We start from the raw sequence: 12,319 nt of genomic DNA, 5'->3' as shown, positions 1-12,319 counted from the left end.
CGGCGGCGCGATCCTCGGCGCGGCCTGGCGCGAGGCCGCCGACCACACGGGCATCCCGGCGTTCGCGGCCGCGCTCGCCGAGGACGTGACGTCGTACGCGCTCGCCTTCGCGGCAGCCGCCGGGGCCTGAACACCGACTGTCGGCGGGACGGCCACCGACAGCCGCCGTCGATCCCCGACCGACGCTGCCACACCAACCGCCGGGCCCCGCCGTCGACCCGCAGCACCCGATCCGACGAACGCCCGCCGATTCCGCCGATTCAGGCCGAGCAAGGTCACACTTGCCCGCTCGGAGCCCCGCTGTCGGACGCGCGCGGTTACGGGGACCCGGTGGAACCGAGGCCCTCGGCGGAGCCGACCCCGCGCAACAGGGTGTCCACGGTGCGGGCGGCCAGGACGTCGGGATCGGCGCCGTCGGTGGCCGCTTCCATGGCGGCTTCGTGGATGAGGGCGTAGTAGACGCGGCGGCTCCAGTCCAGGTCGGCGTCCGGGCGCAGTACGCCGGCCGCCTGGGCGCGGCGGAACAACCGGGCGCAGGCCTCGGCGACCTCGGCGTGGATGCGGGCGGCCTCGTCGTGGGACGGGTCGACGGAGCGGTTCATCGCGAAGGCCCAACCGCTCTTCACCCGAAGGACGTTGGCCGTGACCTGATAGAGGGCGATCAGCGGCGGCGTGGCATCGGGGCGGGCCGAGGCGACGGCCTCGGCGAACCGGCCGGCGGCCCAGCCGGTGAGCGCGTCCAGCAGCGCCTCGCGGGTGGCGAAGCGGCGGTGGATGGTGGTGCGAGCGACACCGGCGGCCTCGGCGATCTGTTCCATGGTCGCCGCCGGGTCGGCCGACAGGGTGCGCTCGGCCGCCTCCAGGATCGCGAGCACGGTGCGTTGGGCGTCGGCGCGCAGGGGCTGGTGCTTTGGTTCCGTCACCGGAACATGCTACTCCAGCGCCCACATCAGTGGATAATTGCGACGGACATGTCGCGGCTACCAGCTTTTCGGCGTCGCCCAAGTAGCGGCTTTCTACTGCGGGCGAACTCGACGGGGTCGCTGCCGGCAGGCTCCCTCGGAGACGAAGCGGCGAAGCAAACCAGCGCCGATAACAATTCGCCGATCAACAATCCATTCGACAACAAGAATCTGCCGAACAGCACCCGACCCGGCCCGGCCACACCATCCCCGCGTCATTCCCCGACACCAAACAACGTGCCGACTACAACGATCTGATCCGTCGAGCCGAAAGAGAACGGCCGACCATCGAACGACTCGTCCTCGCCGATAGTCCACGGGCGCCTCACAACAAGTCGGTGTCGGCAACCGATTCGACGACAACCCGCAAAGCGGCGACCCGACGTCGAGCGAGCGGTAACTCGCCGGAAACAATCGGCAGTCCGCCCTGCGCGACAACACGTCCGGATCTCCGGCCGAGGCCGGCAGCGGGTGGCCCGAGGAGCAACTCGCCCACCCTGCCGACTTTCGGGCACCCGACGAAGCCGAACCGCCCTCCGTCGCCGTGCCCCACCACCCCGAGCCGCCGCGCCGACCCCTCACCACCCCGTCGGCCCGGCCGCATCCACGCGCGCCATTTCCCCTGCCAAACCGCCACTTTCGCCTCGATGGGCTCGCCTCAATAAGGCAGTGGGCGGCCGGACGGAGTCCGCAGGTCGAGGGGCGGGCGCGGGCGCGTCGCGGTGGGGCGTTTCGTGATCGTGATGCGCGTCATGACCTCGACCTCCCGAGTCGTTGTCGTTGCCGGCCGGCTGCGGGATTCCGGACCCTTTCACCTTCGATACCCACCCGGAACGCGAATGCCCCTCTTTGGCGCAGGAATTGCGAGCGGGAGATCGTCGACGACGGTAGGTTCGTGCCCGCGCGCACGCGAGCCGCAGCTTTGTTCGGCCCGCTGCCCACCGTATATCGATCGATTCGCCATCCGCCGATGAGTTTCGTCGCGTGCGACAGTCTCACCTCACACAATCCACGCAACGCACTCAACGCACCACGCGCACTTCCGAACACCCCGGGCCCGCCGGGGTGTTCGTTGCCCACGTCGATCGCCCGGCCGAGCAACCCGGCGTAGAGCCGACTTCGTGACGCCAACCGATCAGCCGGCCACGCATTGGAAATCAGCATCTCAGCTGGGGGAAACATGAACAGGATCAAGGCGCTCGCGGCACTGCCGTGCGGGCGTCGCTCGAAGTGGGTCGTCCTCGTGTTGTGGGTGATCCTGCTCGCCGTGGCCATGCCGCTGTCGAGCAAGCTGACCGACGCGCAGAACAACGAGGTCTCGTCGTGGCTGCCGGCCAACGCCGAGTCCACCAAGGTGATCAACGAGCAGAAGGCGTTCCGGCCCGACACCTCCGTGCCGGCCGTCATCGTCTACGAGCGCGCGTCCGGGTTGTCCGACGCCGACCGCAGCGCGATAGCCGACGACATCACGAAGTTCCGGACCGCCGAGGGCATCAGCGAGCAGGTGCGCCCGGCGAGCTTCGACCCGCAGGGCCGGGCCGCCCAGGTGTTGGTCCCGGTCACCATCAAGGACGGCGGCTGGGAGGACCTCGGCGATACCGTCGACGCGCTCAAGAGCATCGTGAAGGACGACCCCGACGGCCTCAAGACGTACGTCACCGGTCCCGCGGGGCTCGGCGCCGACCAGGCCGCCGCGTTCGAGGGCATCGACGGGACGCTGCTCTACGCGACCCTGGGCGTGGTCGTACTGATCCTGCTGTTCACCTACCGCAGTCCGAGCCTGTGGTTGTTGCCGGTGATCACGGCAGTGGTGGCGCTGTTCGCCGCGCAGGCCGTCGTGTACTCGTTCACCAAGGCCGGCCTGGTGGTCAACGGCCAGAGCGCGGCCATCCTGACCGTGTTGATCTTCGGGGCGGGAACCGACTACGCGTTGCTGCTGATCGCCCGCTACCGCGAGGAACTGCATCGCTTCGAGGATCGCCACGAAGCCATGGCACACGCGCTGTTCCGGGCCGGACCCGCGATCGTCGCGAGTGCCGCGACCGTGGGCATCGGCATGCTGTGCCTGATGGCGGCCGAGATGCAGTCCACCAAGGGGCTGGGCCCGGTGTGCGCACTCGGGGTGCTGGTGGCCCTGTTCGCGATGATCACCCTCCTGCCCGCGCTGCTCGTCATCGTCGGCCGGTGGGTGTTCTGGCCGATCCGTCCCGACTTCGAGCCCGAAGCCGAGACGCACGCTCCCAACGGTCCGTGGGCGCGCATCGGCCGGCGCATCTCGCGCGGGCCGCGCGTGGTGTGGGCGGTCACCGTGGTCGTGCTCGGCGTGATGACGTTCGGTCTGAGCGGCCTCAACGGCGACGGCATCGCCAACAAGGACTCGTTCACCAACACCCCGGCCTCGATCAAGGGCCAAGAGGTCTCCGAGCGTTACTTCCCGGCGGGGTCCGGCGACCCGGTGGTGATCATCGGTCGCGAGGGCGCGGCGGCGGCGCTGATCCAAACGGTCGGGCAGGTCGAGGGGATCGCGCCCGACCAGGTGCGCCAGACCGGCGTGGCCGGCGGTCGGGTACAGATCGAGGCCACGCTGACGTCGTCGCCCGACTCCGCCGCGGCCCGCGCCACCGTGGACCGGGTACGGGCCGCGGTACACGCGGTCCCGGACGCGGACGGCAAGGTCGGCGGCGGCACGGCCACCCAGGCCGACGTCACCAAGGCGTCGCAGCACGACGACAAGGTGATCATCCCGCTCGTCCTGCTCGTCGTCCTGATCGTGCTGGGCCTGCTCCTACGGGCGGTGGTGGCGCCGGTGATGCTGATCGCCACCGTCGTCCTGTCGTTCGCGGCGGCGCTGGGAATCAGCGTGTTCACGTTCGAACACGTGCTGGGCTTCAAGGGCACGGACGTCGGATTCCCGCTGTTCGTGTTCGTGTTCCTGGTCGCGTTGGGCATCGACTACAACGTGTTCCTGATGAGCCGGGTCCACGAGGAGTCCAAGCGGCACGGCACCCGCAAGGGTGTGCTGATCGGTCTGTCCGCGACCGGCGGGGTGATCACGTCGGCGGGTCTGGTCCTGGCGAGCACGTTCGCCGTCTTGGGCTCGCTGCCGATCGTTTCGTTCGCCGAGATGGGCTTCGCGGTGGCGCTGGGCGTCCTGCTCGACACGTTCATCGTACGGTCGGTCCTGGTGACCGCACTGACCCTGGACATCGGCCCCAAGATCTGGTGGCCGAGCAAACTCGCGCGCCACTCCGACGAGGAGGACGAGGTCGGCGACGACGACAAGCGCGAAAGCGTGTTGGTCAAGAGCTGACCGGCGACCGCCGGCAACAGGAGAGAGAACCTACAGGCGGGGCCGACGGGGGAGTTCCCCCGTCGGCCCCGCCGCACGTGTGGCCGCGCCGGGAGGGCCTCCCGGCGCGGCCGGCCGCGAGTGCGCGGCGGGTCAGGTCTTGAGCCCGATCCGGTCCATCATCACCATTCCGTCGTTGGTCAGCACCATGCCCACCACCACCGAGCGGTGGAAGCCGGTGACCACCGACGACTGGTACGTCCACAGCGCCGCGTCCTGGCGGAGTTGGCCCGCGACCGCCGTGTACGCGGCCTTGCGCTGCGCCGGGTCGCTCGTCGTCCGGGCCTTCTCGAGGTTCTCGTCGACGGTCGGGTTGGCGTACTGGAGGTAGTTGTTCGGGCTCGTGCTGCTCAGGTTCGTGTACAGCCCCGGCTCGGCGTCGGAGAGGTAGTAACTGAACATCGCCGCCTGGTAGTTCTTGTTGATCACGATGTCCGTCTGGAACGCGGCGATGGCCATCGGCGCGACCTTGACGTCGATGTTCTTCAGCGTCTTGAGCTGCGTCATGATGTATTCGGCGGTCTTGGCCGCGTTCGCGTTCTGCGGGATCGAGTAGGTGAAGTTCACCGGCTTGCCCTCGGCGGCGAGTTCGTTCAGCAGCCGTTGCGCCTCCGCACGGTCGGTTCGCTGCACGGTCTCGGTACCGGGGTCCACCAGCGGGCTGTCCGGCGGGAAGATGCTGTGGGTCGGCGTGCCGTTGCCGTTGAACGAGATCTTGTCGACCTCGTCTGCGTCGAGCGCGAGCGAGACCGCGCGGCGGGCGCGCGGGTCGTCGAAGGGCGCGCGCTTGTTGTTGAAGTACAGCGACTCGCCGCCGATGATCGTGACGGTCTTGGTCTCCAGGCCCTTCTGCTTGGCCTTGACCGGATCCTCGGCGTTGACCGAGACCTTCAGGTCCGCACTGCCGGCGACGACCGTCTCCAGGGCCTGCGTGCTGTCCTGGATGATCTTGAATACGACCTGGTCGGCGTAGGGCTTGTCCTTGCCCTGCCAGTAGGTCGGGTTCTTCACGAACGTCATGTGGTCGCCCGGGTTCCACTCCTTGAACGTGTACGGCCCGGCGCCGACGGGGTTGCGGGCGAATCCGGCCGGGTCCTTGGAGTAGGCGGCCGGGGACACGATGAAGGCCAGGTTCGAGGCCACGATGTGGTCGAAGTTGGCGTTCGCGCCGTTGAGCGTGATCTTGAGCGTGGTCGGGTCGACGACCTCGGTCGACTTGATCGCCTGCACCGTGCCGGCCTGGTACGACTTGCGCTCGGGCGCGGCGTGCAGGTCCCACGTGAACTTGACCGCGGCGGCGTCGTAGGCCGTGCCGTCGGAGAACTTCACGTTCGGCTTGAGCTTGAGCGTCCAGGTCGTGTTGCCCGCGTCGGGAGTGAGACTCTCGCCGATCTGCGGCATCACCTTGCCCGTGCGGGCCTCGTGCCAGAACAGCGAGTCGTACACCGTGTTGAGCCGGGTGTTGTCGGTGTACGAGTTGCTGAGCGCGCCGAACGGGTCCATCGACCGCATGTCGCTCGCCATCGCCACGGTCAGCGTGCCGCCGGTCTTGGGCGTGACGGTGGACGTGTCGGCGTCCTTGCCGGACTTCTCGTCACCGCCGCCGCAGGCCGCGAGGACGAGCAGAGCCGCGACGGCCGGCACGACGGCCCGTAGCGCGCGGCCACGCCTGCGCGCCGCGACACGTGTCCCCCGCCCCGCCCCGACGCAGCGGTCGCCGCCTATGAGATCTGGATTCCCGCGTGCCGAATTCATGCCTTGCCTCGCTTAGATCAGTGGGACGGGAGGGCCCCACACCGCCGTGGACCGGCCGGCCAACCACCCACAATCCGGGCGCCCGGTCCATCCGGACGCGGATCATAGCCGAACCCACGAACGATCTTTATTGCGATTTCCCGTGTAGAGATGGACGTTTCACTCCACAACGACAAACCTTTCGACATGACGAAAGCGGCCACACCGGCACGAGCGCCGCACACGGCCTGTCCCGCGCTCCCGCCGGGAGCGAACCCGTCGGCACCGGGCTCGCCCCCGTGGTGGAGCTAGCGGGTCGGGACCAGGGTCTTGGTCCACAGGACCGTGGAGCGGGCGTCGCGCAGGCGGACGGTGAGGTTGCCGGTGGGGCCGTCGATGTCTATTTCGCCGAAGTGTTGGAAGCCTTCGAGTGGGGAGTAGTTGGCGCGCGGCGGAGCGTGGACGAACTCGGCGCGCGGGCCGAACGTGGCGTCCAGCGCGTTGGGGCCGAAGGCGCCCGCGTTGAGCGGGCCCGAGACGAACTCCCAGAACGGGTCGAAGTCCTTGAACGCGGCCCGTGACGGGTCGTAGTGGTGGGCCGCGGTGTAGTGCACGTCGGCGGTCAGGAAGACGATGCCGCGCACCCCGCAGCGCCGGGCCGAACCCAATACCTGGGCGAACTCCAGTTCGCGGCCCAGCGGCGCGCCGGGGTCGCCCTGCGCGACGCCTTCCAGGTTGGTCGGGCCGTCCGGTACCACCAGGCCCAGGGGCAGGTCGGCCGCGATCACCTTCCATGTCGCCCGGCTCTGCGCGAGGCCCTCGATCAGCCATCGCCGCTGCCGCTCGCCGAGCAGACCGCGCTTGGGGTCGGCGTAGCGGTTGTCGTCGTTGGGGTCCTTGTACGTGCGCATGTCCAGGACGAACACGTCCAGGTGCCGGCCGTACGAGAGCTTGCGATACACGCGGTCGTCGCCGATCGGCACCCACTCGCGAAACGCTTGCTTGGCGCGGGCCGCCAGGACGTCTACGCGCTTCTCGCCATAGCGGGCGTCGTCCAGGATCTGGCCCGGGAACCAGTTGTTGCGCACCTCGTGGTCGTCCCACTGGTTGACCTGCGCGACCTCGGCCGTGAACGCGCGGTAGTTGCGGTCGAGCAGGTTGTACGCGAACTGGCCGCGATACTCCGGGAGCGTCTCGGCGACCTTCGACTTCTCCGGCGTGACCACGTTGCGCCAGATCCGGCCGTCGGGCAGGGTGACGCTTTCGGTGAGCGGACCGTCCGAGTAGACGGTGTCGCCGCTGTGCAGGAAGAAGTCCGGCCGCAGCCGCCGCATCTCCTCGAAGATGGTCATTCCGCCGATATCGGGATTGCTGCCCCAGCCCTGGCCGACCGTGTCGCCCGACCACACGAACCTGACCGCGGCCCGGGCGCGTTCGCTCGGCGCGGTCACCAGCGAACCCGTCACGGCCTCGCCGGCGGCGCCGTGCTCGCCCTCCACCCGCACGCGGTAGTGGATGCGCCGCCCCGACGCGAGGCCACGCAGCCGGACCCGGCCGGTGAGGTCGCTCTGCGGGGTCAGCCACGGGCCGCGTACACGGTGGGCATCGCGCAGATCGGGGCGGGTGCCGTACTCCACGATCAGTCGACCGGGCCGGTCCGCGCGGCCCCACACGATCGCCGAGGACGCGGTCGCGTCGCCGCTCTGGACGCCGTGGCTCAGATTCGGGCGCCCGGACGCGATGTACGCCGGCGACCGGTCCGGTGCGGCTGCCGCCGCGCCGACGACGGGGGTGATCGCGAGGCCGGCGCCGACCACGGTGCCGGTACGTAGGAGGGTTCTTCTGTCCACAGAGGTCATGGATTCGTGTGTAGTGGTGTTCGGCAACGCCACGGCCAACGCCGGCTTGACGGTGCGTCAAGTCTGGTCGGCCACTGGGCGTGCGACGCACTCGTCCGGCGCGTTTTGCCGCCCTTCGGGCGGGCAGGCGAGGCACACTCGTCAAGCCGGATCATCCGGTCGGACGTCGGCCTCGGCGTCGGGTGTCGGGCGTCGGTTGTCGACCGGCGGGCGGCCACCGGCGATCGGCGGTCGCCGACCGCGCGACGACACACTTGGGAGTTCCATGAACACCGCAGAACTGTTGCTCGACGCGTTCGAGCGGGTCCGCGAGACGTTCCACGAGGCGGTGGCCGGGCTGAGCGCAGACGAGTTGGCCGTGCGCCTGGACGAGGACGCCAACTCGATCGGGTGGCTCGCGTGGCACCTCACCCGCGTCCAGGACGACCACGTCGCGGACGTGGCCGGCGTCGAGCAGGTGTGGACCGCCCAGGACTGGCACAAGCGGTTCGCGCTGTCGTTCCCCGTCGACGCGATCGGGTACGGCCACAGCAGCAAGGACGTGGCCGCGCTGCGGGTCGACTCCGCCGCGCTCCTGACGGGGTATCACGACGCGGTCCATGCCCGGACGGTCGCCTACGTTGCCGAGCTGTCCGACGCCGATCTCGACCGCGTCGTGGACGACAACTGGGATCCGGCGGTGACGCTGGGCGTACGGCTGATCAGTGTGGTCGCCGACGACCTGCAACACATCGGCCAGGCAGCCTTCGTCCGGGGTGTCCTGCGGCGGCGCTGACCCCTGGTCGAGGTTGCGGTCGGGGCCGACCCGGCGACGGGCCGGCCGTCGGGTCAACGGAAGTCGTCCGCGTGGTCCCGGGCCCACGTGCGGAAGGTGCGAGGGGGCCGGCCCAGGAGGAGTTCGACGGTGTCGGTGACGCGTTCGGGAGTGTGGACGAACGATCGCCACGCCGCCAACCTGGCGTCCACGAAGGCGGCGTTGCCCCACGCGGCGGTCAGTTGCCGGCGTGCGTTCTCCGGAGGAAGGTCTTCCCAGCGCACGTCGCGGCCGATCGCCTCGCCGATGATCCGAACCTGGTCGGCGTGGGTGATCGCCTCGGGGCCGGTGAGTACGTACTTGCCGCCGGCGTGTCCCGATGTGGTGAGCACCCGCACCGCCACGTCGGCGATGTCGCGCTCGTGGACGAGCGAGCGCGCGGCGAGCCCGTACGGCCAACGCACGACACCTTGCCGGATCTGGTCGGCCCACCCGAGTGTGTTCGTGGCGAAGTCGATCGCCCGCAGGAAGGTCCAGTCGAGCCCCGACTGCCGGATCTGCCGCTCGATCTCCTGATGGAAGGAGGTCGGCTGTTCGCCGTCGGCGAGGTCGGTGACGTCGGTCGACAGATACACGACCTGCTTGGCGTGTTCGGCGATCGCCTCGACCACGCGAGGCTGTACGGGAAGTCCGGGCCACATCAGGTACACGCCGTGCACGCCTCGCAGCGCGGCCTCCAGGGTCCGCGGCGAGGACAGATCGCCGCGCACGGCCTCCACGCCCGCGGGCAACGTGACCTGGCCCGGGTCGCGCACGAGGGCACGGACCTCGACTCCCGTCTCGGGCCCCGTCGCCGCCAGGGAGGAGACGACGTGCCTGCCGACGCCACCGGTCGCACCGATCACCAAAATCATGCTCATCCGGCGACCGTAGAACTTCAACCTCGGTTGAAGTCAATCCCGTGCGCTCGACGGGGCGGGACCGCGCGGCTACAGCACCGCGCGGGCCTCGTCCACCTGGCCGCCGATCCGCTCCGCGAGCTCCGCCGACGTCGCCAGGATCGGCACCGCCGCCTCGTGGTCGTCGCGGACGACCTGATGGAACACCCCGATCCAAAACAGTGCTTCGCCCTCGCCGCGGACGTCGCCCAGGCTGCGGTACAGCTGCGCCGCCTGCTCGAACAGCGGTAGCTCGGCGGCGTCCTCCTCGCGAGCGTCGAGGAAACGCGCGTGCGCCACCCGGCCCCGGGCCAGGGCCAACGCCGCCTCGACCGCGTCCGGTTCCCGATCGGCCGCGGTCAGCCGGCCGATGTCACCGTCGAAGATCGCCTGTTCGCACAACGACCTCGCCTGTTCGAGCCGCTCGTCGGCACCCGTCCGTACGTCCCCCGCCTGTCCGGTCGGCCCGCCGCCTCGACGTACCGCGAAGTACCGTACGGGCGAGCCGATGCGGCGCACCAGGGCTCACCGACGCGAACCCGCTTCGAGCGGCCGGACCGCCTACCCGACCACCGACTCGTGGGTGGGCCGCGCGCCGCCGAGGATGTTCTCGCGGCCCCACGCGCCGAGCGGGGCCAGGGCGGCGTTCAGCGAGACGCCGAGCGGGGTGAGCGAGTATTCGACGTGCGGCGGCACTTCGTCGAAGACCTCGCGGTGCACGATGTCGTCCGCCTCCAGCTCACGCAGATGAGCGGCGAGTACCTTCTCCGTCACCCCGGGTACCATCCGGCGCAATTGGCCGAAACGACACGGGTGTTCGTTGAGGGCCCACAGGATCAGCACCTTCCACTTGCCGCCGATCACGTCCATCGCCGCGTCGATGCCACAGACGTACGACCCCGGCCTACGGGTGATGCCCATGCGTGTGCTCCTCTCGTCTGCCGGATTTCCCCGCCGGAAGCACCCACGCGAAGGTGCGTACTCGACCGTTCCGGGGCCTGCGACCAGCCTAATCGGCACGATCGGAACACCGGCGCAGTGAGGACACCCACCGTCCCGGTGGTGTGTCGGTGGAGCCGGGTGACGCGGCCCGAACGGGGCCCACATCTGCTCGTTCGGGGCGTCCGGGCCACGCGAGGTGCTGTCCGCGGGGCGGGTTCGTCGCACACCCGATCGCAGGTTCGGACGTTTGTCCGATGTACCACGAAATCGCGATTCCATCGGCGGTATCGCCGTTTCCGTGTGGTTCGGCCGCGAGCCCTGGTGGGGTTCTGGCCACAGGTCGGGTGCGCCGCCTCGACGTCGGGGGTCGTCCGGCCTCCCGGGCCACGCGACCACCTACGGAGAGAACATGCGAAAAACGTCCTGGTATCTCGGCGCCGCCGCGACCGTGCTGGTCGCCACCGGCGCGATCACGCGGTTCGCGGTATTGCCGGCCGTCCATCAGGTGCCCGGCGACACCGACTTCACGATGCACTTCGCCGGCGCGATGACGATGCTCGATCCACAGGCGCTGCAGAGCGGAAACCTGCCGGCCGCGATCGTGCGTGACCTGCCGATCACCGCGGACCGCCGGGTGCGAGCGGTGGACACCTCCGGCTCCACCATCGTGCTCAGTGACAAAACCGTCGTACTCGGCCCGCAGAAACAGACCCTCCAGGCGGCCGAGAAGCGCTGGCCCGTGGACCGCAAGACCCTCCTGGACCGACCGGCCCCCAAGAACGTGCCCGCAGAGGCGCACAAGGGTCTGTCCGCCGGCTTCCCGCTGGAGCCGAAGAAGAAGAACTATCCCTACTGGGACGCCTCGACGCGCACCACCGTCCCGGCCACCTACGTCAGGACCGAGAAGCGGGCCGGCCGCGAGACCTACGTGTTCTCGATCCGGCACACCGGAGCGCTTACCGATCCCGCGGCCCTCGGCGCGCTGCCGCCCGCGATGCCCAAGGCGGTCGTCCAGGGCCTCGCCGGCGTCGCCGCCCCCCAACAGGCGGCCGATGTCGGCGCCGCGACCGCCGACAAGCCCGATCCCACGCCGCTGACCTACACCTCCAGCACCGACCTCACCGGTTGGGTCGACAGCGAGACCGGCGTGACCGTCGACCTCGAATCCACCCAGGCCGTCACCGCGACCACCACCACCTCCGCAGGTGCGCCGGTCGAGCTTTTCCCGGTCATGTCGCTCACCATGACCACCACACCCGCGTCCCGAGCGGAACTCGCGAACACCGCCGAGGACGGAGCCCGAGCCCTGTGGCTGTTGGGCGACGTCGCGCCGGTGGCCGCGCTCGTGCTCGGCCTCGCGCTGATCGCGCTCGCGATCTACCTGGAAGGCCGCGCCCGCCGCCCGCGCCCCGATCCGGCCCTGCCGGGACCTCGCGCGCAAGCCGATACGGAAGCCGAAGGCCGGTCCACCGCCGACAGTTCGAGCGGCATCAGCGGCATCAGCGGCACCGGCGGTATCAGCGGCACCGGCGGCACCGGCGATGTCGGCGACAACGGCCGAACTCCCTGACCCACGCCGTGCGCCCGCGACGGCGTCGCAGGACGCCGTCGCGCGCTTCGGTGGAACCACGGAGCGGACTCCGAGTGTCCTAGTGATCGCCGGCGGCGCACCATCCGTTGTCGGGTGGGGCGTGGCGGTCACGAGGGAGCCGGGAATCAGCGCGGATCACAGCGACACGGGGACGAGCGCGGGCTCAGGGGTCGCGAGCGACGACGGCGAC

General features: G+C 69.8%; 9 protein-coding genes. 3 read left to right on the top strand and 6 right to left on the bottom strand.

Annotation, left to right across the window (positions count from 1 at the left end; translation table 11 throughout):
- Window positions 1-317: 317 nt before the first annotated feature.
- On the bottom strand, window positions 318-923 hold the full coding sequence (locus tag GT354_RS18230) for a helix-turn-helix domain-containing protein (RefSeq protein WP_346012071.1): 606 nt from the start codon (window positions 921-923) through the stop codon (window positions 318-320).
- A gap of 1,219 nt (window positions 924-2,142) precedes the next feature.
- On the opposite strand from GT354_RS18230, the gene GT354_RS18225 reads away from it, so the two are divergent.
- Window positions 2,143-4,272: an MMPL family transporter gene (locus tag GT354_RS18225; protein WP_202512014.1), complete on the top strand. Its 2,130-nt coding sequence runs from the start codon at window positions 2,143-2,145 to the stop codon at window positions 4,270-4,272.
- Between the two features lie 132 nt (window positions 4,273-4,404).
- Here the strand turns inward: GT354_RS18225 and GT354_RS18220 are convergent, their stop codons facing one another.
- Window positions 4,405-6,066 (bottom strand): ABC transporter substrate-binding protein, encoded by a 1,662-nt coding sequence (locus GT354_RS18220; protein ID WP_161357352.1) that lies wholly within the window; start codon window positions 6,064-6,066, stop codon window positions 4,405-4,407.
- Between the two features lie 287 nt (window positions 6,067-6,353).
- Entirely contained in the window at window positions 6,354-7,904 is a 1,551-nt protein-coding gene (locus GT354_RS18215) for an alkaline phosphatase D family protein (protein ID WP_161357351.1), read from the bottom strand.
- A 265-nt stretch (window positions 7,905-8,169) separates the two neighbouring features.
- Here GT354_RS18215 and GT354_RS18210 point away from each other — a divergent pair, with 265 nt between their 5' ends.
- Window positions 8,170-8,679, top strand: a complete 510-nt coding sequence (locus GT354_RS18210; RefSeq protein ID WP_161357350.1) for a DinB family protein — start codon at window positions 8,170-8,172, stop codon at window positions 8,677-8,679.
- 53 nt (window positions 8,680-8,732) lie between these two features.
- On the opposite strand, the gene GT354_RS18205 is transcribed toward GT354_RS18210, so the two are convergent.
- From GT354_RS18205 to GT354_RS18195, 3 genes are all read right to left on the bottom strand, one after another.
- Window positions 8,733-9,578 (bottom strand): NmrA family NAD(P)-binding protein, encoded by an 846-nt coding sequence (locus GT354_RS18205; RefSeq protein ID WP_237535123.1) that lies wholly within the window; start codon window positions 9,576-9,578, stop codon window positions 8,733-8,735.
- A 69-nt stretch (window positions 9,579-9,647) separates the two neighbouring features.
- Window positions 9,648-10,115 carry a hypothetical protein gene (locus GT354_RS18200; protein ID WP_161357349.1) on the bottom strand — a complete coding sequence of 156 codons (468 nt, stop codon included), beginning with the start codon at window positions 10,113-10,115 and terminating at the stop codon, window positions 9,648-9,650.
- A 42-nt stretch (window positions 10,116-10,157) separates the two neighbouring features.
- Window positions 10,158-10,517, bottom strand: coding sequence for a helix-turn-helix domain-containing protein (locus GT354_RS18195; RefSeq protein ID WP_161357348.1), 360 nt, complete (start codon window positions 10,515-10,517; stop codon window positions 10,158-10,160).
- Window positions 10,518-10,947: 430 nt separating this feature from the next.
- On the opposite strand from GT354_RS18195, the gene GT354_RS18190 reads away from it, so the two are divergent.
- Window positions 10,948-12,108, top strand: a complete 1,161-nt coding sequence (locus GT354_RS18190; RefSeq protein WP_161357347.1) for a porin PorA family protein — start codon at window positions 10,948-10,950, stop codon at window positions 12,106-12,108.
- Window positions 12,109-12,319 lie beyond the last annotated feature (211 nt).

The sequence above is a fragment of the Streptomyces sp. SID3343 genome (assembly GCF_009865215.1).
Lineage (GTDB): Bacteria > Actinomycetota > Actinomycetes > Streptomycetales > Streptomycetaceae > Embleya.
Note: the sequence above shows the minus strand (reverse complement) of the source record. Positions and strands in the feature narration are given on the sequence as shown.